Source organism: Hyphomicrobium sp. D-2 (assembly GCF_029872155.1).
In the GTDB taxonomy this organism is placed as follows: domain Bacteria; phylum Pseudomonadota; class Alphaproteobacteria; order Rhizobiales; family Hyphomicrobiaceae; genus Hyphomicrobium_A.
The window spans coordinates 402,888-424,912 of sequence record NZ_JARXLA010000008.1 but is presented as its reverse complement, the minus strand read 5'-3'; the positions used below and the strand labels follow the sequence as shown (position 1 = coordinate 424,912).

Below are 22,025 nucleotides of genomic sequence, written 5' to 3'. Positions count from 1 at the left end.
CGCTGGAAAACGGCCGGCGCAGTGATTCTTACCCAAAACTGCGCCGCTGCGCTGCCCCGAGTTGCCCAAAGAAGGGTTTTACGCAGGAAGCGTTGCAGCGATGCGGGTACGCGCTCTCAATTAGGCGACGTCCTTATCGCGCGCGCGGTCCATCTTCTTGCGCTCGTTGGGGTCAAGCCAGCGCTTGCGCAGACGAATGTTCTGCGGCGTCACCTCAACAAGCTCGTCGTCGTTGATGTAGCTGAGCGCGCGCTCAAGCGGCAGCTTCATCGGCGTCGTCAACAGCACGTTCTCGTCCTTGCCGGACGCGCGCATGTTGGTGAGCTTCTTGCCCTTGACCACGTTCACTTCGAGGTCGTTATCGCGGGTGTGCTCACCCACGATCATGCCCTCGTAAACGCGTGTCTGGGCGCCGATGAGGAACGGGCCACGATCCTGCAGGTTGAAGATCGCATAGGCCGCTGCTTCACCATTGGCGTTGGAGATCAGCACGCCGGTGCGGCGTCCAGAAATGTCGCCCTTATGCGGCGCATAGCTATGGAACAGCTTGTTCATCACCGCCGTGCCGCGCGTATCGGACAGCAGCTCGTTCTGATAGCCGATCAAACCACGCGTCGGCACCAGGAACACCATGCGCTGACGGCCAGCACCGGACGGGCGCATTTCCAGCAGTTCGCCCTTGCGCTCCGACAGCTTCTGCACCACGACGCCGGTGAACTCTTCATCGACGTCAACGATGACTTCTTCGATCGGCTCAAGACGCGCGCCGGTCTCTTCATCGGTCTTCATCACGACCTTAGGCCGCGACACGGTGAGCTCGAAGCCCTCGCGGCGCATGTTCTCGATCAGAATGCCGAGCTGCAATTCACCGCGGCCAGCAACATCGAACGAATCCTTGTCGTCCGACTGCGTGACCTTGATGGCGATGTTGGTCTCGGCTTCCTTGCGCAAGCGATCATGGATGACGCGGCTCTGGACCTTGTCGCCTTCCTGACCGGCAAACGGACCGTCATTGATGCGGAAGGTCATCGACAGCGTCGGCGGATCGACCGGCTGCGCCGCCAGCGGCTCCTGCACCGAAGGATCGCACAGCGTGTCGGCCACGGTCGCATCGGTCATGCCAGCGATGGAGACGATCTCGCCTGCTTCCGCCTGATCGACGGGCACGCGCTCCAGACCGCGGAAAGCCAGCACCTTCTGCACGCGGAAGTTCTCAACCAGCTTGCCTTCGTGGTTCAGAGCCTTCAGCGGCATGCCGGTCTTCAGCACGCCCGACGTAATGCGGCCGGTGAGAATACGGCCAAGGAACGGATCGGCATCCAGCGTGGTGGCCAGTACACGTACCGGACCTGTGTCGACCGTCGGCGGCGGCACATGCGACACCACCAGATCGAACATCGGCGCCATGTTTTCCTGCGGACCCGAAGGATCCAGCGCCATCCAGCCATTACGGCCCGAGCCATAAAGAACCGGGAAGTCGAGCTGCTCGTCCGTAGCGTCCAGATTGGCGAACAGGTCGAACACCTCGTTCAGCACGTCCTGATGGCGCTCATCCGGGCGGTCGATCTTGTTGATCGCCACGATGGGGCGCAGACCGCGCTTCAGCGCCTTCGAGACCACGAACTTGGTCTGCGGCAGCGGGCCTTCGGAAGCATCCACCAGCACCACAACGCCGTCGACCATGTTCATGATGCGCTCAACCTCGCCGCCGAAATCGGCGTGGCCTGGCGTGTCGACGATGTTGATCCGTACATCTTTCCAGATCACGGAGGTGCACTTGGCGAGAATGGTGATGCCGCGTTCGCGCTCAATGTCTCCTGAGTCCATCGCGCGCTCGGAAACGCGCTGGCCCTCACGAAAAGAGCCGGACTGCTTCAATAGTTCATCCACGAGCGTCGTCTTGCCGTGGTCAACGTGGGCGATAATCGCAATGTTTCTAAGGTTCATCTGGGCTTTTTGCGCTGCAATAGGTGCGCGCCAACTAGCATATCGCGGGTTCCACCGCCAGAGACGTAGTAGTCACGCCTAATTCTCAGGCAGATATCATGGCCCAATAGGCGTCATTATTGGCCAAAACGCGCGACAACTTGGCAGTCAGCCATGATCATCGGCCGCCGCACCTCAGCGACATTCGCCAAGCGGCGACATCAAATGTGCCGGTCCATGGCGGAATGGCGCCGGGTATCGCGCATGCCCGCATAGACCAGCAGCGACACTCCGATACAGGCCGAAACGTACCAGTAAAACGCCGATTCATGGCCTATGCTCTTCAAATAGAGCGCCACATATTCCGCCGTGCCGCCGAACAGCGCGACCGTGATCGCATAGGGCAGGCCAACGCCCATCGCGCGCACCCGGGTCGGAAATAACTCCGCCTTAACCACGGCGTTAATTGCCGTATAGCCGCTAACGATGACGAGCGCGGCCATGATGAGGAAAAACGCGGTCCAGGCGCTGTGGGTGTTTTCCAGCGCGGTCAGGATGGGCACGGTCAGCAGGGTGCCCAGCACACCGAAGGTCAGCAGCACCGCCCGCCGCCCAACGATGTCGGAAATCGCTCCCACCACCGGCTGCAGGCACATATAGAGGAACAGCGTCGAAGCCGCGATGATGGTTGAGGTATCTTTCGAAAGCCCGACCGAGTTGACCAGGAACTTCTGCATATACGTCGTGTACGTATAGAACGCGACCGTGCCGCCCAGCGTCAGGCCGACAACAATTGCCACCTCACGCGGGTGCTGCATCAGACCCCGCAGCGGACTTTCCTTCACCCCGGCAGCGCGGGCCGCAAGGTAGGCATCGCTCTCGTGCATATCGCGGCGCATGAAATACACCACCACTGCCAGCAGCGCGCCAATGGCGAACGGAATACGCCAGCCCCACGCTTCAAGCTGCTCCGGCGTCAGCACCAGATTCTGCAGCGTCAGTAGCACCAGCATCGCCAGCAACTGGCCGCCAATCAGGGTCACATACTGAAAGCTGGAATAGAAGCCGCGATGATCCGGATGCGCCATCTCGGAAAGATAGGTTGCGCTGGTACCGTATTCGCCGCCGAGGCTGAGGCCCTGAATCAAGCGCGCCAACAGCAGTATGATCGGCGCGGCAACGCCGATGGTCGCATAGGTCGGCGTGATGGCAATGATGAGCGAGCCGAAGCACATCATCATCACCGACACGGTCAGCGCCAATCGCCGCCCGTGCCTGTCAGCCACATGACCGAACAACCAGCCGCCAACCGGCCGCATAAGGAAGCCGACGGCGAAAATCGCGGCGGCGTTCAGCAGCTGCGCCGTCTGGCTTTCATCCGGAAAGAATGACTTGGCGAAATAGAGCGCGAATGCCGAATAGGCATAGAAATCGAACCATTCGACCAGATTGCCAGCCGAACCGACAAAGATGGCCTTGAGCCGCCGTGCCGTGTCGGCGAGGCCGGTTGGCGCAGCCGCAACACCATCACCGGCGGTTTCAATATCCGGGGCAGGTTGCCGGGTTGAATGCGCCTCAAGCGGTGGCCCGTTGCTTCCATCCGCCTGACTGCCCATCCATCACCCCCTGAAAATCACTGTATTCGCAAAATTGATTTACTCATTTCGTTTCGCATCGGGGCACCGTCGGCGACACCCGAAACGGATCGTCATCACGCCCGACGCAGCATGGAACGCAATTCCTCCAGCCGCTGCCGCGTCTGCATGTCGATCGCGTCCTTGATGGTCGACATCTGCTTTTCGATCGAAGCGGTGAGCTCACCCGCCATGCTCTCTCGCGCGCTTGTGTTCATCGACGCCAGTGTTTCGCGGATGTGCGCCAGCCCCAGATCGCGTTCGATGTGATTGCCAAGCTTGTCGATGAAATCGCGCGCGAAGTTCGGCACCTCAAGCCGGGCCATGGCGGAGAGAGCCCGCCGACGCACCGCCGTATCGGGATGTGTCAGCGCTGCTTTCATCAGATGGCTGTTGAGCGTCGTCGGCACGCGCACGAGCCGCGTCTTCACCGCATCCGGGCTGACGGTGCCGTTTTCCAGCGCATGGGCCATCGAAACCTCATGGCTCCACTGCTGGAAGCGCAACAGAAACGCGCGAATGACGATGATGGACAGCGTGACGACGATGAACACGCGCACCGCATTTCCCGTCATCCCGTTGTAGACGATCTGCGCGCTGAGATTGTCGGAGAACTTGGCGAGGTTCGCCCACGCGTTCAACAGCGTGTTGACGATCGGGATCTCGTTGAGGATGCAGGCGAGATATTCGCTGTATTCATTCGGCAGCGTCGGACGGCTGCGTAGGATTTGCGCCAGGCCCGCGCGCTCGACAGTCTGTATAAGGGCCGCCAGGCCGAAGATGTAAAACGCGGTCGATGAAGCGAGGATCGACACGTTGTTGACCGCATCGAGCGCCGAGAACGTCATTTTGTCGGCGGCGAGCGAACCTTCCATCACGCGACGCTCTTCGTGCATGATGCGCAGGCTGGACATGATGATGAGGATGTGGACGCCGAGGAAGAAAATGAGCGTCCAGAACAGCGGCCTGTCACCAAGGTCGAGTACGGCGGCACTCAGCACGGCGGCATTCGCAATCAGCCACAGCAGCACTTTCCAACTGGAAACATCGCCGGATTGAGGATCGGGGCGGAAGATCAGGTTGAGAAACCCGATCAGCGGCCAGCAGATGCTGGTCCATGCCTTATCGAACGCGCCAAACACCGCGCCCGTCACTCGTCCCCAAATCGCACGCATAATCCCACCTTAGCCGGCCAGCTTCCCGGCGCGAAGCTATCGCAGCTGAGCACGGGCCGACAACACAGCTGCGAAACGAACTTTGCCCGGAACGGCTTATACGTGTTGCAACAGCGCATTATAGCGACCGAGCGATGCGCCCGGAACACATTGACCTCCCGCCTTGCAGGGGGCTATCTCCAGCCCAATCTAAACGGACCCCGGCAGAACGCTCCGGGCGCAGGAGGGTATGATGGCCAACGCCAGGCATTCAAAAGTGCTGATCCTAGGTTCGGGACCAGCGGGCTACACGGCCGCGATCTACGCTTCCCGCGCCATGCTGAAGCCGCTGCTTATCGAAGGCTCGCAGCCGGGCGGCCAGCTCACCATCACGACAGACGTCGAGAATTATCCCGGCTTCGCCGATGTCATCCAGGGTCCCTGGCTGATGGAGCAGATGCGCGCGCAGGCGGAGCATGTCGGCACCGAAATTGTCATGGACCAGATCGTCAAGGTTGATCTGAACGTGCGTCCATACTTCCTCGAAGGCGATTCCGGCGAGAACTACACCTGCGACGTGCTCATCATCTGCACCGGTGCACAGGCGCGCTGGCTTGGCATTGAATCCGAGCAGACGTTCCAGGGCTATGGCGTTTCGGCCTGCGCCACGTGCGATGGCTTCTTCTATCGCGACAAGGAAGTGGTGGTGGTCGGCGGTGGTAATACCGCGGTCGAAGAAGCCATCTTCCTCACCAACTTCGCCAAGCGCGTGACGGTGGTGCATCGTCGCGATCACTTCCGCGCCGAGAAGATCCTGCAGGAACGGCTGGCGAAAAATCCCAAGATCGAAGTTGTCTGGGATCATGAGCTGGAAGAGATCACCGGCACGCTCGATCCAAAGTCGGTCACCGGCGTGAAATTGAAGAATGTGCACACCGGCAAAATCACCGAGCGCCCCGCCGATGGCGTGTTCATTGCCATTGGTCACGCTCCAGCGACGGAACTGTTCAAGGGCCAGTTGGAGCTGACGCGCTCGGGCTACATCATCACCCGGCCGGATTCCACCGCCACCAGCATTCCGGGCGTCTATGCGGCCGGTGACGTCAAGGACGAGGTTTACCGGCAGGCCGTCACCGCCGCCGCCATGGGCTGCATGGCTGCGCTTGAAACGGAGCGCTATCTGGCGACGCTGGAAATCGAAGCTGCTTCAGAGGCGGTCGCGTGAAGTTGTGTCCGCGCTAAAACCGAAGACGAACAAAAAACGCGGCTCACCAGATAAAGGCGAGCCGCGTTTTGCGTTTCTAAAGCTAGAGAGCGGCGGGCACACGCAAATTGCGCATGCCCAACCTTCGACAATCAGTTCACTGCACCTTGTAGGCGCGGACCAGATCGTCCTTCATCATTGGCACCAGCAGCGTTTTGCTGGCAGGATCATAACCGATGTCCGCCGCGCCCTGACCCAGATCGAGCAGCAGCTCGGCCTTGCCGGACTTCGCGATGCGGAACACCTTGCCAGCAACCCAATCCGAAACGAGGTAGTCGTCGCCGTCCGCTTCGATGCCGTCGAGGTTGCCCACCGGTGTGCCGTCACCCAGCGCTTCAATCTTCTTGTCGGCGATCGAAAGCTTCAGCAGCCCAGCCGGTTCGGCGGGCTTGCCGGTGGTGCCAGGAGGCCCCCACGGCGCAACGATGATGCTGTCACCCTCGACGAAAACGCCGTTGGGATATTTCAGCTCGGCGCCATCAACCCACTTCTCAAGCTTGCCGTCCGCAAGGCGCCAGATGCTGCTGGTATTGCTGTCCGTCATGTAGACATTGCCCTTGGCATCGGCGGCAACGTCATTGAGGAAGCCTGGGTCGGCGACTTCATGCGAAGCCGTGATCTTGCCGGTAGCCGGATCGATCTCAACCAGCTTGTCGACGTCCGAAACGAACAGCTTGCCATTCGACAGCGCCATGCCTTTCGGCGCGTTCAGCCCTTCAGCCCATTTGCGCGCAATGATTTTTCCGTCCGCAAGCGACACCTTGGAGATGAAGCCGTTGCCGTCCTTGTCCAGCGGATTGCCGGCCACGTTGCTGACGTAGGCGAAGCCTTCCGCGGGCACGGCCAGCACGGATTCCGGCGTCGAGAAACCCTTGGTCTCCCACAGCAACGTCGGTTCGGCCTGCGCCGCCGCGAAAATGGCCGTTGCCGCCAAAGCAGCCAACGCTGGTGCGCCTGATCTCATCGTCATCCTCCAACATGCTTTTTTATCGGTCCGAGCCATATATAGGCGGTGATTGGCCGTCACCCTACCCTTCACGTGAGTAGTCGTCTAAGTTGCGCCGCACCACGATGCGCAGCGCGTCACATTACCTTTTCGGTGTGACCTGTCGCGATAGATTCAGCGCCAATTCAGGCGGCACAACGGGGCCCTGTCGAAATGGATTGGGACAAGCTCAGGATTTTCCACGCCGCGGCCGAGGCTGGCAGCTTCACGCACGCTGGCGAAGCGTTGCACATGAGCCAGTCAGCCGTTAGCCGCCAGGTGTCGGCGCTGGAGCGCGACCTTAAGGTGACGCTGTTCCATCGCCATGCGCGCGGACTTGTACTGACGGAGCAGGGCGAACTGCTGCACCAGACAACTTCCGACGTAATCAACCGGCTGCACACGGCCGAGACGCTGCTGTCGGACACGACGTCCAAGCCTTCGGGCGAGCTGCGCATCACGGCCCCGGTCGGTTTCGGCACCATCTGGCTGACGCAGCGGCTGCGTGAATTCCGCGATCATTATCCCGAGATCCGCATCGAGTTGCATCTAAACGACGACCAGGTCGACATCGGCATGCGGGCCGCCGACGTCGCCATCTGGACGCGTGAACCGCCGCAATCGGACCTCATCCGCCGCATGCTGTTCACCAGCCGGGTGCGGGCGTTTGCATCGGCGCAATACGTACAGCGCTTCGGCGCGCCGAAAACCCTGGAAGAGCTGGACGAGCACGACATCGTCTCATACAGCGGCCAGCCGGCGCAGCATCTGGCCGCCATCTCGTGGATCGAAACCGCCGGGCGTGGCAGCCGCGAGCCGCGCGAGCCCGCCTTCCGCGCCAACAGCGTCGTGGCTCTGCGCGAAGCCATTCGAGCCGGGCTCGGCGTCGGCATGATCCCGGATTACATGTCTGAGGAGGGGGGCGATCTGGTGCCGGTCCTCACCGAGATTGAGCCCCCAACCCTGCCGATCCTGTTTGTTTACCCCGAAGAACTGAAAGCCTCCAAAAAGGTGCAGGTGCTGCGAGACTTCCTTGTCGGGCAGGCGCGACAGTCGCGTGGCTAAAGCCTTTCAGCGTTTCGTTGAATCGCGGAGCGGCTCTAGCTGTCTGTTTGTCGTGCTTCTTGTCGGAAAACCGGTTCCCACTTTTCCGGAAGCACTCTAGCTGGCTGGAATTCTACGAAAGCCGCGACGAGGAGGCGATTGCAGTCTCCAAGGCTAGAAGCTATCTAAACGGGACAGTTTCTTGGATATCGGCGGCTAAGAAGCACCCATCCACCTTTTGCTCGGCTCATCCGCATGGTGGAAGGGCAAAGCAATGCGGTGGATTTTGGCGCCGCGCCGGCTGCTTTGCTGGCGCTGATTGGCTCTAGAGGCCCCACAAACGCGACGGAAGTTGGCATGGCAAAGACACTCTACGACAAGATCTTCGACGATCACGTGGTCGAGCGCCAGGATGACGGCACGTGCCTCCTTTATATCGACCGCCACCTTGTTCACGAGGTGACGAGCCCGCAGGCATTCGAAGGCCTGCGCATGTCCGGCCGCAAGGTGCACGCTCCGGAGAAGACGCTGGCGGTTGTGGATCACAACGTGCCGACGTCCGACCGTTCGAAGGGCATCGACGACGAAGACAGCCGCATTCAGGTTGAAACGCTGGCTTCCAACGCGCGTGACTTCGGCATCGAGTACTACAACGAGCTCGATGTGCGTCAGGGCATCGTGCACGTGGTCGGACCGGAGCAGGGCTTCACGCTGCCGGGCACCACCATTGTTTGCGGTGACAGCCACACCTCCACGCACGGCGCATTTGGCGCGCTGGCGCACGGCATCGGCACGTCCGAGGTCGAACATGTTCTGGCCACCCAGACGCTGATCCAGCGCAAGGCCAAGAACATGCGCGTTTCCGTCGACGGCAAACTGCCGGCTGGCGTTACCGCCAAGGACATCATCCTCGCCATCATCGGTGAGATCGGCACCGCGGGCGGCACTGGCCACGTCATCGAGTATGCGGGCGAAGCCGTGCGCTCGCTGTCGATGGAAGGCCGCATGACGATCTGCAATATGTCGATTGAGGGCGGTGCTCGCGCGGGCATGATCGCGCCGGACCAGACGACCTACGAGTTCATCAAGGGCCGCCCGAAAGCTCCGAAAGGCGCTGCCTGGGACATGGCGCTGCGCTACTGGGAAACGCTGCACTCCGATGAGGGCGCGTATTTCGACGCCGAGATCAAGCTCGACGCCAACAAGCTGCCGCCCATCGTTACCTGGGGCACCAGCCCGGAAGATGTGATCTCGGTTGCCGGTCTCGTTCCCGATCCAGCCAAGGTCGATAACGAAAACAAGCGTGCTTCCATGCAGCGCGCGCTGGACTATATGGGCCTGACACCGGGCACCCGCATGACCGACATCCCGCTCGACGTGGTGTGGATCGGCTCGTGCACCAACGGCCGCATCGAAGACCTGCGCGCGGTTGCCCGCATTGTCGAGGGCAAGAAAATCTCCGAGCGTCTCGCCTATGCGATGATCGTGCCCGGTTCCGGTCTGGTGAAAGCACAGGCTGAAGCCGAGGGGCTGGACAAGATCTTCCTGGATGCCGGATTTGAATGGCGCGAGCCGGGTTGCTCCATGTGCCTGGGCATGAACCCCGATCAGCTCAAGCCGGGCCAGCGCTGCGCGTCCACCTCAAACCGCAACTTCGAGGGCCGTCAGGGCCGCCTTGAACGCACCCATCTGCTTTCGCCCACAATGGCCGCTGCAGCAGCCATTGAAGGCCACTTCGTAGACGTGCGCGACTGGAAGGCGTGATCCCGTCCGCGCCCTAGACGAAGCGGCGCGCGCAATAAAAAATGGCTTCGGACCGTGAGGTGGTCCGAAGCCATCGACTGCACACTGGCCTGTTATGTTCCGGAGCCCGACCCGCTCCTTTAGTCAGGCTCCGGCGCCCGTTATTCGACTAAGCCGCCTCGCGATCTCGCTCCGTTGCGGGGGAGATCCCACCAGGGTTTTTCGCCCTCGTGCCATGCATCGGCTCGCGATGCGCCAAAGTCTTTCAGGGCGTTATCGTCGAGGCGCATCAAAGCTTTGCGCTCCCGGGCCACCCGATTGGCCCGTTCGATAAACGCAAGCAGCTTGGCAAAGCCCGAGGCCGTCCGGCGCGGTACGGTTCGAGGGCCGGCTGCGTTTCTGCTCAGTGCTTCCTCTCCTTTTTCAGCCATTTGTCACTCTCCTCCCAAAAAGAGCCAAGTGCATCTGCCTTCGAATGTAGGCATTGACCTTCCATAAACAAAACGAATGTTTATGATGGACGACATCACGATCCTTTATGAGGTCGGCCATGTCGCGGAATATCGATGTCGGGTTGCTACGCGCCTTCGTTGCGGTGGTTGAAACCAGAAGCGTGACCCGCGCCGCGAACCTTGTGAATCTCACCCAGGCGGCCGTCAGCCAGCAGATCAAGCGGCTTGAAGAGCTGTTTGGAGTGGAGCTGTTCGACCGTTCGAACCGGACTTTGCGCACCAGCGCGGCCGGCGAACGCCTGCTCTCCAGCGCGCAAGCGATGCTGACCATGAACGACACGCTGTGGGGCATGATGAGCAAGCCTCACTATGAGGGTGAAGTGCGGGTTGGCGTGCCCCACGATGTCGTCGAGCCCAACATCCCGCCGGTTCTGCGCCGCTTCGATCGCGCCTGGCCACGCGTTCGCGTCACGCTCATTGCCGGCATCACCGCCGACTTGCTGGCTTCACTGAAGGACGGCGAGCTCGACATCGCGCTTTCCACCGAACCCGATGTACCGCCGGAAGCCGAGCTGCTGCTATGCGATCCGCTGGTATGGATCGGCGCGCCGGGCGGGCAGGCTCGCTTTCGCACGCCGTTGCCGGTTTCGTTCGGCAGCCCAAGTTGCGCATTCCGCGCTTCGGCCGTCGCTGCGCTGGCCACAGTCGGACGCGACTGGCGCCCCGTGTGCGAAGCTACCGTGCTCGATGCAATCAAGGCCACGCTGTTCGCGGACGTCGCCATTGCACCGATGCTGCTATCGACAGTGCCACCCGGATTGGCGGTGTATGAAACCGGCGAAGGGTTGCCGCCGTTACCACCATTCTGCATCAACATGCATGTGCGCCGAAGCGGACGTCTGCCGGTTGCCAATGAATTTGCAGCGTTTGTACGGCAGGAATTCGAGAGCAGGTACGGCAACCGGCGCCAGATCGTCACCGCCGCAGCACAGAATGATGGCAATGATGGGTCGACGCCCCCCTGACTGCGATGCTAGGTGAAACCGGTGGAACCGGGATCGCGCATGACGAAATCGCTCGTTGAAACCCAATTTGGGGCCTCCGCCGCCAGCTACGCCACTTCCTCCGTTCATGCCAGCGGAGCAGGTCTGGCGCGTCTGGTTGCTCTCACCTCTCCGATGCCGAACTGGAAGGCTTTGGACGTCGCGACCGGGGCCGGCCACACTGCGCTGGCGTTTGCCCCACTTGTGGCGCAGGTGTTTGCTTCGGATATCACCGACGAGATGCTGGCCGAGACGCGCAAGCTGGCAGCCGCACGCGCTCTGCTGAATGTCGCCACCACCAAGGCCGACGCCGCAACGCTCCCGTTCGATGATGACGCCTTTGACCTTGTCACCTGTCGGCTAGCGGCTCACCATTTCGACGACATCCCGCAGTTCGTTCGTGAGGCTTGGCGGGTGCTGAAACCCGGTGGAGCGCTTGCAATCGCTGACAACGTCGGCCCCGATGCCCGCCTACTGCCCGATAGAACCGCGGAGCAGATTGCCGAGATGGCGGAGATCTATAACGCCTATGAAAAGCTGCGCGATCCAAGCCACGTCCGTTGCTTTGGTCTCAACGAATGGTTGTCTGTACTGAATGAAACCGGCTTTGAGCAGCCGCTCTTTGAGGTGCTGGATCAGGACATCGTATTCGAGCCGTGGATCAAGCGCATGCGCTGCGATGTCGATACGGTCGACGAACTAGAGACCATGCTCGAAAACAATCTACTGATAGATTTTCTGCGCCCCAGAACAGAAAACGACGAGCGCCTGTTCACACTGCAGGAGGCTATCATCGTCGCTCGCAAGCCTGAACCGGCATGACGTTCGGGATGGATTGGCGATACGCAGTTGCACCGGGGCTGGCGGAGTTCGAAGAGATGGCGGCCCTCGCATGGGATCGCCTGCCGGATGCCTTCCGCTCACGCGCTGGCGATCTCATCATTCGCATCGAAGACTATCCTACCGACGAGGTGCTCGACGCCTTAGAGATCGAAGATTCGCTAGGGTTGCTGGGGCTTTATCACGGCGTCAGCCTCGACCGGAAAAGCGTGCTGGACGTGCCATCGCAGCCGGACATGGTGTTTCTCTACCGTCGCCCTCTGCTCGACGAGTGGGCCGAATCCGGTGAGACGCTAGGCGATCTCATAACGCACGTTCTGGTGCATGAAGTTGGCCATCACTTCGGTTTTTCCGATGACGACATGGCCCGCATCGAAGCCGCGGCCGGCGGCTCGTAACTCAATTGTGAATGCCACAGCGAAGACGATGCGGCTGCCGACATGCGTCCGTTATGTCCGACTGCACGCACGCCCAAGTGTATTCATGGTCGATCACTCGCGCTGATTGTCGCGAGCTGATCCGCAGCCACATTAAGCGGTGCTCACGCGCGCACTTGTGTCGCCGACTAAACACCGCCATGTTGAGCATATTCGAGGCTGGAACATTAACGAGTTTGCCGATGTTGATCCGCCACGGCTTGCGCCGTCTGGCTTTGGGTTTAGCTGCGCTCGCGATGATACCGTCGCTGGCCTTCGCCGATCCGCGCACGCCGACGCCTGAAGAATACGTCGCGCACACGGGCGGGCAGGCGACCATCGTTCCGTATGGCGAATTCGTGCTGGATGGCATTAAGCTCTACTGCGGACGCAGACCAACCGTGATCGACAACAATCTCGACGATTACGGCGCCGCATATCCCGGCTTTCTCATCATGAACATGCGGCTGCTGGCGCGCGTTTCAACGCCGGTGAAGCTGTGGATCTACTCGCACGAATGCGGCCATCAGTTCCGCGGGCCGGACGAGGAAACCGCCGATTGCTTCGCCGTTCAGCGCGGCCGCCGTCAGGGTTGGCTGTCGCCCGGCGGCGTTGAGGAAATCTGCTCGTTCATCTCGCCGGCCAAGGGCGACGCCATGCATTTTTCCGGCTCGCACCGCTGCGAATACATGCGCCAGTGCTTCTCCGAATTCGGCATTCGCTGATCCAGCGCTGACCTAAATCGGCAGGCGTGTTTCCGGACCGTCAACGCATCGTTTATGGCCGTTTATGCGCCATGTTCCCGAGCACGCACATTTTGGCTACTCAGGCGTTAGACGACGCGAATGTTACCGATCGGGTACTTTGCACCTGAGATCAGCCATCTCCGCCCCTCGTGTTCCCGATCGGGAATATTGGTGCCTGAAATGGGGCAGATCAGACCGTATGTTCCCGTTCGGGAACGTGCACGTGATGTAACGCGTGATTCCCGCAATAACTTCCCGATCGGGAACATTTGCATCAAGGATGACCGCCATGGCCCGAACAACAAACTCAGCGCGGTCGTCGCGCCGACGGCCACCGGCTTCGGCTACAGGGACCTCGGCGCCGCCCGCTGCCGCTGTTGTGTCGGCGCCAGCTCTCCATGAAGCACCGCAGCGGTCCTATCAGCCGCACGAACCCGCTGCCGATTTAACGCCCCGCTCCGAGATCGAAAATGCTGCGGGCGAACAGGCCCGGCGTTTCGGCGCCATGGTGCGCGAACGGCGCGAGGCACTGCGGATGCGTCAGGACGATCTGGCCTTGGCGACCGGCGTCGGCCGACGCTTCATCCTTGAACTGGAGGCAGGCAAGGCTTCGTGCCAGCTCGGCCGCTCGCTCGTTGTTGCTGCCGCCGTGGGCCTACGCCCCTTCGACCTGATGAGCGTGATTGCGGATGACGAAACGCCGTTCCTGCCTGACGACATTGACGACCTGCCGGAGCCTTGAGGATGGCAAGCGTGCATGAACTCAACGTCTACTATGAGAGCCGCGTCGTCGGCACCATCTCGGTGCATGCGGACGGGCCGAGCTTCAGTTACGCGCCGGAATGGCTGACCACGCGCGGCGCCTTTCCGGTGTCGCTGCTGATGCCGTCGACGCCGCGTCCCGTGCCGCCACGGCGCTTTCTGCCGTGGGCTGCCAATCTGTTGCCTGAATCATCGCAACTGCGCGCGATCGGTCTGCAACTCGGCGCTGCACCTGAAGACGTGATCGGGATTCTGGCCGAGCTTGGACGCGACACCGCAGGCGCACTTTCCATCGGACAACCCGGCACGCGCAGCACACACGGTTGGAAGCCGATTGGAAGCGAACGCGAGCTTGAGAAAATCCTCGACGAGCTGCCATCGAAGCCATTCCTCGTGGGTGAAGACGGCGTCTCCATGTCGCTCGCCGGCGTGCAGACCAAGATCGGCGTTGCCATCGATGCCGAAGGCCGCATCTGCATACCGATCAACGGCGCGCCTTCAACCTGGATCATGAAGCCGGACGCAGAGCGGCTCTACGGCGGCGTTCAGAACGAAGCGCTGTGCCTTGCGCTGGCGAAGCGTCTTGGCCTCAACGCACCGGAGATAACCACCGGAGCAGCGGGGCGGCGCACCTATCTGCTGGTGAAGCGCTATGACCGCGTGGAGCAGCAGGGCCACTGGCGGCGGCTGCATCAAGAGGATTTTTGCCAGGCGCTCGGCAAACCGCCGTCAGCAAAATATGAATCGAACCAGACCGGCATCCCCGGCCCGACGCTGGCTGAAATGTTCGCAACGACTCGTAATGCGATGCAAGCGCCGGATATCATCAACCTGCTCGACTACGTGATTTTCAACGTGCTGTCGTGCAACACCGACGCGCACGCCAAGAACTATTCGATGATGATCTCCGGCCGCGGTTTCAAACTGGCGCCGATTTACGACGTCACGTGCGCGCTGGCGTGGGATCACGTAACGCGTAACATGGCCCAGAAGATCGCCGGCAAAAATCGCGGCGAACATTTGAAGCGCCGTCACTGGCAGCGGTTTGCAGCCGATGTTGGTCTGAACGCGCCGCGCCTGCTGGCGCGCGTTGAAGCACTGGCGAAGGGCGCGCTGGCCGAAACGCGCAATGCAGCGGCCGAAGTCGAAGCAATGCCAGCGGGTGCGCATCCGCTGATGACGCAGGTTTCAGAGGCGATCGAGGGGCGGGCCCGCGCGCTGTTGCACGGGCTGGCGGATGCGACTGGGGCGGAGCCGGAAGCTACAACGGCCAGATCGAAGCCCGCGCCGGCAACCAAAGCGAAGAAAAAGGCCGCTCCGAAGAAGAAAGCGACAACGGCCAAACCACGCCGCGTATCAAAGCAAAAGCGGCGCGCGCCTGATGCACGCATCACATCGCGCCACGATATATGCGTGAAATCAATGCGGCTAGCGCATGCGGAAGCTGGTGTGGATTCCGACCTGCGTCGGGATGACGTTGCGCGCTCGGCGGCCGGCTGTCCGGAGGGCAGTCGCCGAGCGCAACAAAAAGGCGCTAACGCAGGCGGCGAGGGTTCTTGTAGAGATCCAGCTCCTGCGGATCGAGCACGATGGCGGTCTTGCCACGGCGCACCATGCGCCACAGACGGCGCAGGTAACGGCGGCTTTCGCCATTGAAAACCTGCATCGCAGCGAACATCTGCAGCACTGTCAAAAGACGGCGATCGGCATGCTCGATGCGCACCTTGCACTTCCATTTGCCGCCGATTGAAAACACCTTGCCGTCGACCATGCCGACCTTGTTGTCGTGCTCGTCGTAAAGCGTGTAATCGCCGCCCAGGTTGATGAAGTGACGCTTCAAGCGATAGAACACCGGCTGACCATCAGGCCCCGGAATAAAGAAGCCGAAGTGCTCGGGCATGAACGGCCACTTGTTAGCTGACCGCTCCAGATAAACAACGAAATCGTCGCGATCGGTGTTGATGGCATAGACCATCACCGGCGTTCCACGCGCCGCGATCGTCTGCTGCATCGATCGCCCGAGCATCAGATCCATCGTTGCGCGCCAGTTCAGCGTATCGGTGAACATCTTCGAACACGAGACGCTTGTCTTTGGTCTGAGCTTTCTTCCAGGTTTCTTCGCGATAGCCGATCAGGCCGGTGCGCTCCACCGCCTTCTGGTCACCTCGGCGAAGATGTCCCCATGTCAGTGGTGAACTGGCGCGACTTGGCGCGATTGCGCGTGTGCTTGTAGACGCCGAACTCGATCGCATTGAAGTTCGGTGATCCAGACATCGACCATGAAATGATAGTAACCGTTGCGCGTCGCCCTAGCGGCTGTTGCCTCAGAGACGCCGGGCACTTTCGTCACGACTTCCGCGCGGGCGTCAGCCGCTGCATCCGCCGCTGCGGCGTTGGCGGCGGCGGTATTGGCGCGAGCCTCTGCGCGGGCTGCGGCTGCGGTCATCATCGGCCTCCGGCTTCATGCGAATCAGGTTGCAGCAGCCTAGCATTGGATATGCATGACCGCGGCGCGTGCGCTGAAATCGCTATGGAAAACTCTGGAAGTCGTGATGGCGGCACGCTGCGGATGGCGCGCCGCCCGATTCGGCCGTGCCGCGAGCTTCAGCTGCGCCCGCCGAAAATGGCGCTGCCGACACGCACATTGGGTGGCTCCGAACGCGACCGCAGTAGCGAAGTCGTCGCTCATGCCCATGGAGAGCTCCGCGACGCCATTCTCGACCGCAAGCTTGGCGAGGAAAGCAAAGTGGATGGCCGGTTCCTCATCTACGGGAGGAATGCACATCAGGCCGTCGATGGTGAGCTCCAGCTCGTCCCGGCACAGCGCCAGCAGTGCGGGCAGCTCGCGAGGCGGGAACGCCGGCCTTCTGGGCTTCCTCGCCCGTATTCACCTGCACAAACAGCTTCAACTTGCGGCCCTGCTTCGTCATTTCCTCGGCGATGGCGCGCGCGATCTTGGGCCGATCGATGGAATGGATCGCATCGAACAGCTCGACCGCCTCACGGGTTTTATTAGATTGCAGCGGACCGATGAGATGCAGCTCCACATCGGGGAACTGCTGCCGCAGCGCGGGCCATTTGCCAGCCGCCTCCTGCACCCGGTTTTCGCCGAAGCGGCGCTGACCGGCCTCCAGAACCGGTTTGATTTCCGGACCGTCGAACGTTTTCGACACCGCTATAAGCTGCACATCCGCAGGCTTTCGGCCCGCTTCCTCAGCCGCGGCGGCGATTTCCGCCTCGATTTCCGCCAGTCTTGCGACCGGTCCTTTTTGTATTTCAGCCTCAGGTGTCATCCGACCGCCTTGACCCCAATGATGCTTTAAGGCTCATTACGCCGCTCAAAGCTGCTAAATCCTGAAAGTTTGATGCCGTATGGCCAATCAGAGCTACGACGCGCCCGCGCGTGAGAAACACTGGCAGGAAGCCTGGGACAAGGAAGGCATCTTCCGCGCCTCCGAAAAGGAAGGCCTGCCCAAGTGCTACGTGCTTGAGATGTTCCCGTATCCTTCGGGGCGCATCCATGTTGGCCACTCGCGCAAGTACACCATGGGCGACGTGTTCGCACGCTACAAGCGCGCGAAGGGCTTCAATGTGCTGCACCCCATGGGCTGGGACGCATTCGGCATGCCGGCCGAAAACGCCGCCATGGAACGCAAGGTGCATCCGGCTGAGTGGACCTACGAGAACATCGCCACCATGCGCCGGCAGCTGAAGTCGATGGGCTTTTCGCTGGACTGGTCACGCGAGATCGCGACCTGCTCGCCGGATTACTACCAGCATCAGCAGAAGCTGTTCCTGGACATGCTCAAGAAGGGGCTGGCGTATCGCAAGTCCTCGAAGGTCAACTGGGATCCGGTGGATCACACCGTGCTGGCCAACGAGCAGGTGATCGATGGCCGCGGCTGGCGCTCCGGCGCGCTGGTGGAGCAGCGCGAGCTAACGCAGTGGTTCTTCAAGATCACCGCCTACGCCGACGAACTGCTCGATGCGCTGAACGCGCTCGACAAATGGCCGGAGAAGGTGCGCCTGATGCAGGCGAACTGGATCGGCCGTTCGGAAGGCATGCTGGTGCGGTTTGCGCTGGATGGGGCGACGGCGCCTGAGAACCACGGCGAGGTTGAGGTTTACACCACGCGCCCCGACACGCTGTTCGGCGCTTCGTTCCTGGCGGTATCGGCGGACCATCCGCTGGCCAAGGCAGCAGCGGCTAACAATCCGAAGCTTGAGGCGTTCTGCGAGGAATGCCGCCGCATGGGCACCTCCGTCGCGGATCTCGAAACGGCTGAGAAGCAGGGCTTCGACACCGGCATCCGCGCGGTGCATCCGCTGGATGACAGCTGGACGCTGCCGGTCTACGTCGCCAACTTCGTGCTGATGGACTATGGCACCGGCGCGATCTTCGGTTGCCCCTCCGGCGACCAGCGCGACCTTGATTTTGCTCGCAAATATGGTCTGCCGTTCAAGCCGGTGATCCTGCCGCCGGGCAAGGACGCGGCGAGGTTCGAGATCACCGACAAGGCCTATGACGAAGACGGCACGATGATCAATTCATCGTTCCTCGACGGCATGACGACCGAAGAGGCGTTTGCCGAAGTTGCCAAGCGGCTGGAGCAGGCCAAGCTGGCAGGCAAGGCCACGGGCACGCGCAAGGTGAACTACCGTCTGCGCGACTGGGGTGTTTCGCGTCAGCGCTATTGGGGCTGTCCGATCCCGGTCGTCCATTGCGAGACCTGCGGCATCGTTCCGGTGCCGGACAAGGATCTGCCGGTGGAGCTGCCGAAGGATGCAACCTTCGACAAGCCGGGCAATCCACTGGACCGCCACCCGACCTGGAAGCACACGACCTGCCCCTCGTGCGGTGGCAAGGCGCGGCGCGAAACCGACACGATGGACACGTTTGTCGATTCATCGTGGTATTTCGTGCGCTTCACCGCTCCGCACGCGAAAACGCCGGTCGACAAGGACGCGGCGGCCTACTGGATGTCGGTTGATCAGTACATCGGCGGTATCGAGCATGCGATCCTGCATCTGCTGTATTCGCGCTTCTTCACCCGCGCGCTGTGCGACACCGGCCATCTGAAGCTGGCGGACAACACCCGCGAGCCGTTCGCCGCGCTGTTCACGCAGGGCATGGTCACGCACGAGACCTACAAGTCTCGCCACGGCGGCTGGCTGCAGCCCGGCCAGGTGCGGATCGATGGCGAGGGTTCCGCCCGCAAGGCGGTCGAGATCGCGACCGGCGAGCCGGTTACGATCGGCCCGATCGAGAAGATGTCGAAGTCGCGTAAGAACACCATCGACCTCGACGAGTTCGTCACCCGTTATGGCGCCGACGTTGCGCGCTGGTTCGTGCTATCGGACAGCCCACCGGAACGCGATGTCACCTACACCGATGTGGGCGTCGATGGCGCACGCCGGTTCGTGCAGCGCATCTGGCGCCTGGTCGATCAGGGTGCCGAGAAGGTTGCGGAAAAGGGTGCGCCGCAACCGTCTGAAATGGGTGCTGACGCAGTGGCGCTGCGCCGGGCGAGCCACAAGGCGCTGACGCAGGTTGCCAGCTCCATCGAAGGCCTGCGCTTCAACGTGGCCGTCGCTCAAATCTATGAATTCGCGAACGTTCTCGGCTCTGCGCTGACAAAGACCGGCGCCGACATGGCCTGGGCGCAGCGCGAGGCACTGGAATTTATGGTGCAGATGATCGGCCCGATGATGCCGCATCTGGCGGAAGAAAGCTGGGCGCGACTTGGATACAACACACTGCTGGCCAATAAGGCGTGGCCCGAGGCCGACCCGGCGTTGCTCGTTGACGATACGATCGTCATTGCCGTACAGGTGAATGGCAAGCGGCGGGACGAACTTGCGATTGCCAGAACGGCCGACAAGGCTGAGATCGAGGCTGCGGCTCTCCAGTTGGAGACGGTGCAGCGCGCGCTCGAAGGCCGTCCGGTCAAGAAGGTCATCGTTGTGCCGCAGAAAATTGTAAATGTCGTCGGCTGATGCCTAATTTTGTCGACTGACGCCGTAGCGCGAGGGGCGGGCGATGTGGGCCGCTAGCCACCGAGGGATGATCCGGGTTGCGTTGGCGTGTGCTGCGGCATCCATGCTGCTGACAGCCTGCGGCGATACCGGATTCCGTCCGATGTACGCTTCCAGCGCCATCACCGGCGGCCCGGAAGTCAACGAGAGACTTGCTGAACTTGAGATCGCGCCCATTCCGGGGCGCGTTGGTCAGCGCCTGCGCAACGAGCTGATCTATCAGTCGACCGGCGGTGGTCATCAGGCCCAGCCGGTTTATCGGCTTGAAGTCGTGATCCAGGAATCGATCACGCCCACGCTGGTGCAGGTGGACGGCAACTCCTCAGGCAGCGTCTACAATCTCAACACGACGTTCCGCCTTGTCCGTCTCGCCGACAATTCGGTGGCACTGCAGGGACAGAGCTTCGGCCGTGCTGCATTCCAGCGCTTCGAGAGCGTATTCGCCAACACCCGCGCACGCGTCGATGCTGAAAATCGCGCCGCCAAGACCGTCGGTGACGAGCTTAAGGGCCGCGTCGCGGCCTTCCTGTCCGGCAACGCCTGATTGAAGTTTTAGTGGCGCTGGTTGTAGTGGCGCTCGGCGACTCTCCTGCGGAGAGCCGGCCGTGATTATTTGTTACGCTGGCGACTGCGCTCCGCACAGCCGGCCGCCAGCGCTGATTGGTGCGTGGTGCACCGCGGTACCTCCTGCGCCGTCATCCCGACGTAGATCGGGAACCACGCCGGCTTTAGTTGGCGCTCGGCGACTCTCCTGCGGAGAGCCGGCCGCCGAGCGCGTAAGAATCCGTCGCCGACAAGATGGCTCGGCAGCTGACGATGCGTTCAATCAAACACTGAAATGCGCTAGAAGGCCTTTGAAGTTCTGACGTACTTCGTCGGACGCAAATCGTTAGTGCGGTGCCCATGGTCGCCATCAAGGCCCATCAAGCTCAGTCCTTCCTCAATCCGCCAGGGCCTAAAGTTCCGGCCGTGCTGTTCTATGGCACGGACGCCGGGCTTGTTTCCGAGCGCGCGGCACAGCTTGCAAAGCTATTTGCTAAGCGCGATCAGGGCGAAATCATCCGGCTGGACGACGCCGATCTCGACAACGATCCCGACCGTCTGATTGTTGAGCTGCAAACCATTCCGATGTTTGGCGGCTCCAAGGTTGTGCGGGCCACTGCGGGCCGGCGCATCAACGCGGCAAGCCTGCAGCCGTTGCTGGCCGAAGGCGCACTGGCTGCCAATCTCATCGTGGAAGCAGGCAACCTGAAGCCCACCGACGCGATGCGTGCGCTGTTCGAGAAATCGCCCCATGCGGCTGCTGTTGCCTGCTATGGCGACGAAGCGGCGGATCTGGAGGGCCTGATCCGCGAAACGCTGAAGGCGCACGGCCTTGCCATCACCTCGGACGCGCGCGAAATGCTGCTGGCCCGCATGGGTGCGGACCGCGCACTTTCCCGTGGCGAAATAGAGAAGCTGGCGCTTTATGCTGCGGGCCGGGGGGAAATCGAGGCCGCCGATATCGAAGCGGTGGTGGGCGATGCCTCGGAAATGGCGATCGACCGCACGCTGAACGCCGCTGTTTCCGGCGACGCCGCAACCGCCATGGCGGAGTTTTCGCGGGCGATGGCGGCGGGCGAAAGCGCGCAGATGATCATTCTGGCCGTGCAACGCCATCTGCAGCGGCTACATCGCATTCGCACGCAGATTGATGCCGGCGCCAGCTTCGACGACGCCATTCGCCAGCAGCGTCCGCCGGTGCATTTCAAGCAGAAGGGCGCGCTTGGACTGCAATGCCGGTTGTGGAACTCCGAACGGCTGACCGCAGCACTCGCGCGCACCGCCAAGACGGCCAGGTCGGCGCGGCTTTCCTCGTCGCTGGAAGAGGCGATAGCAGAGGAACTGCTGCTGTTTCTCGCCGCCACGGCGCGTCCCGGAGCGCCGACGCGACCCTTAACTGCCCATCGTCACTAAACTTTTTCGGTCAAGTTGCCGCTA

The 22,025-nt window shown here is 61.6% G+C and carries 18 protein-coding genes and 1 pseudogene; 12 read left to right on the top strand and 7 right to left on the bottom strand.

Features of this window, described 5'->3' with window-relative positions; translation table 11 throughout:
• Positions 1-120: 120 nt before the first annotated feature.
• The 3 genes from typA to QEZ49_RS14420 form a co-directional block, all read right to left on the bottom strand.
• Positions 121-1,947, bottom strand: a complete 1,827-nt coding sequence (typA, locus tag QEZ49_RS14430) for a translational GTPase TypA (RefSeq protein ID WP_280387953.1) — start codon at positions 1,945-1,947, stop codon at positions 121-123.
• Positions 1,948-2,147: 200 nt separating this feature from the next.
• On the bottom strand, positions 2,148-3,542 hold the full coding sequence (locus QEZ49_RS14425) for an MFS transporter (RefSeq protein ID WP_280387952.1): 1,395 nt from the start codon (positions 3,540-3,542) through the stop codon (positions 2,148-2,150).
• Between the two features lie 95 nt (positions 3,543-3,637).
• Entirely contained in the window at positions 3,638-4,735 is a 1,098-nt protein-coding gene (locus QEZ49_RS14420; protein WP_280387950.1) for a hypothetical protein, read from the bottom strand.
• A gap of 232 nt (positions 4,736-4,967) precedes the next feature.
• Here QEZ49_RS14420 and trxB point away from each other — a divergent pair, with 232 nt between their 5' ends.
• Positions 4,968-5,939: a thioredoxin-disulfide reductase gene (trxB, locus tag QEZ49_RS14415; RefSeq protein ID WP_280387948.1), complete on the top strand. Its 972-nt coding sequence runs from the start codon at positions 4,968-4,970 to the stop codon at positions 5,937-5,939.
• A 136-nt stretch (positions 5,940-6,075) separates the two neighbouring features.
• Here the strand turns inward: trxB and QEZ49_RS14410 are convergent, their stop codons facing one another.
• Complete coding sequence (locus QEZ49_RS14410; protein ID WP_280387946.1) at positions 6,076-6,942, bottom strand: hypothetical protein; 867 nt, start codon at positions 6,940-6,942, stop codon at positions 6,076-6,078.
• Positions 6,943-7,137: 195 nt separating this feature from the next.
• Between QEZ49_RS14410 and QEZ49_RS14405 the strand changes: the two genes are divergently transcribed.
• Both QEZ49_RS14405 and leuC read left to right on the top strand, forming a co-directional pair.
• A complete protein-coding gene (locus tag QEZ49_RS14405) occupies positions 7,138-8,028 on the top strand; it encodes a LysR family transcriptional regulator (RefSeq protein WP_280387944.1) in 891 nt (296 codons plus the stop codon).
• A gap of 336 nt (positions 8,029-8,364) precedes the next feature.
• A complete protein-coding gene (gene leuC / locus QEZ49_RS14400) occupies positions 8,365-9,771 on the top strand; it encodes a 3-isopropylmalate dehydratase large subunit (RefSeq protein ID WP_280387942.1) in 1,407 nt (468 codons plus the stop codon).
• Between the two features lie 140 nt (positions 9,772-9,911).
• Here the strand turns inward: leuC and QEZ49_RS14395 are convergent, their stop codons facing one another.
• Entirely contained in the window at positions 9,912-10,181 is a 270-nt protein-coding gene (locus QEZ49_RS14395) for a hypothetical protein (protein ID WP_280387941.1), read from the bottom strand.
• A 119-nt stretch (positions 10,182-10,300) separates the two neighbouring features.
• On the opposite strand from QEZ49_RS14395, the gene QEZ49_RS14390 reads away from it, so the two are divergent.
• From QEZ49_RS14390 to QEZ49_RS14365, 6 genes are all read left to right on the top strand, one after another.
• A complete protein-coding gene (locus QEZ49_RS14390) occupies positions 10,301-11,227 on the top strand; it encodes a LysR family transcriptional regulator (RefSeq protein ID WP_280387939.1) in 927 nt (308 codons plus the stop codon).
• Positions 11,228-11,266: 39 nt separating this feature from the next.
• Positions 11,267-12,067, top strand: a complete 801-nt coding sequence (locus QEZ49_RS14385) for a class I SAM-dependent methyltransferase (protein WP_280387937.1) — start codon at positions 11,267-11,269, stop codon at positions 12,065-12,067.
• Positions 12,064-12,483, top strand: a complete 420-nt coding sequence (locus tag QEZ49_RS14380; protein ID WP_280387935.1) for a metallopeptidase family protein — start codon at positions 12,064-12,066, stop codon at positions 12,481-12,483. The genes QEZ49_RS14385 and QEZ49_RS14380 overlap by 4 nt, the downstream gene beginning before the upstream one ends.
• Before the next feature lie 221 nt (positions 12,484-12,704).
• Positions 12,705-13,226: a hypothetical protein gene (locus QEZ49_RS14375; protein ID WP_280387934.1), complete on the top strand. Its 522-nt coding sequence runs from the start codon at positions 12,705-12,707 to the stop codon at positions 13,224-13,226.
• 310 nt (positions 13,227-13,536) lie between these two features.
• Positions 13,537-13,989, top strand: coding sequence for a hypothetical protein (locus QEZ49_RS14370; protein WP_280387932.1), 453 nt, complete (start codon positions 13,537-13,539; stop codon positions 13,987-13,989).
• 2 nt (positions 13,990-13,991) lie between these two features.
• Positions 13,992-15,665 carry a type II toxin-antitoxin system HipA family toxin gene (locus QEZ49_RS14365; RefSeq protein WP_280387930.1) on the top strand — a complete coding sequence of 558 codons (1,674 nt, stop codon included), beginning with the start codon at positions 13,992-13,994 and terminating at the stop codon, positions 15,663-15,665.
• A 529-nt stretch (positions 15,666-16,194) separates the two neighbouring features.
• On the opposite strand, the gene QEZ49_RS14360 is transcribed toward QEZ49_RS14365, so the two are convergent.
• Entirely contained in the window at positions 16,195-16,455 is a 261-nt protein-coding gene (locus QEZ49_RS14360; RefSeq protein WP_280387928.1) for a hypothetical protein, read from the bottom strand.
• 158 nt (positions 16,456-16,613) lie between these two features.
• Positions 16,614-17,302: pseudogene (locus QEZ49_RS14355) on the bottom strand (YggS family pyridoxal phosphate-dependent enzyme).
• Between the two features lie 79 nt (positions 17,303-17,381).
• Between QEZ49_RS14355 and leuS the strand changes: the two are divergent.
• The 3 genes from leuS to holA all read left to right on the top strand — a co-directional run bounded on the left by leuS (position 17,382) and on the right by holA (position 22,001).
• Positions 17,382-20,006, top strand: coding sequence for a leucine--tRNA ligase (gene leuS / locus QEZ49_RS14350; protein WP_280387926.1), 2,625 nt, complete (start codon positions 17,382-17,384; stop codon positions 20,004-20,006).
• A 103-nt stretch (positions 20,007-20,109) separates the two neighbouring features.
• Complete coding sequence (locus tag QEZ49_RS14345; RefSeq protein WP_280387924.1) at positions 20,110-20,589, top strand: hypothetical protein; 480 nt, start codon at positions 20,110-20,112, stop codon at positions 20,587-20,589.
• A gap of 359 nt (positions 20,590-20,948) precedes the next feature.
• On the top strand, positions 20,949-22,001 hold the full coding sequence (holA, locus tag QEZ49_RS14340; protein WP_280387922.1) for a DNA polymerase III subunit delta: 1,053 nt from the start codon (positions 20,949-20,951) through the stop codon (positions 21,999-22,001).
• The last annotated feature ends 24 nt before the right edge of the window (positions 22,002-22,025 follow it).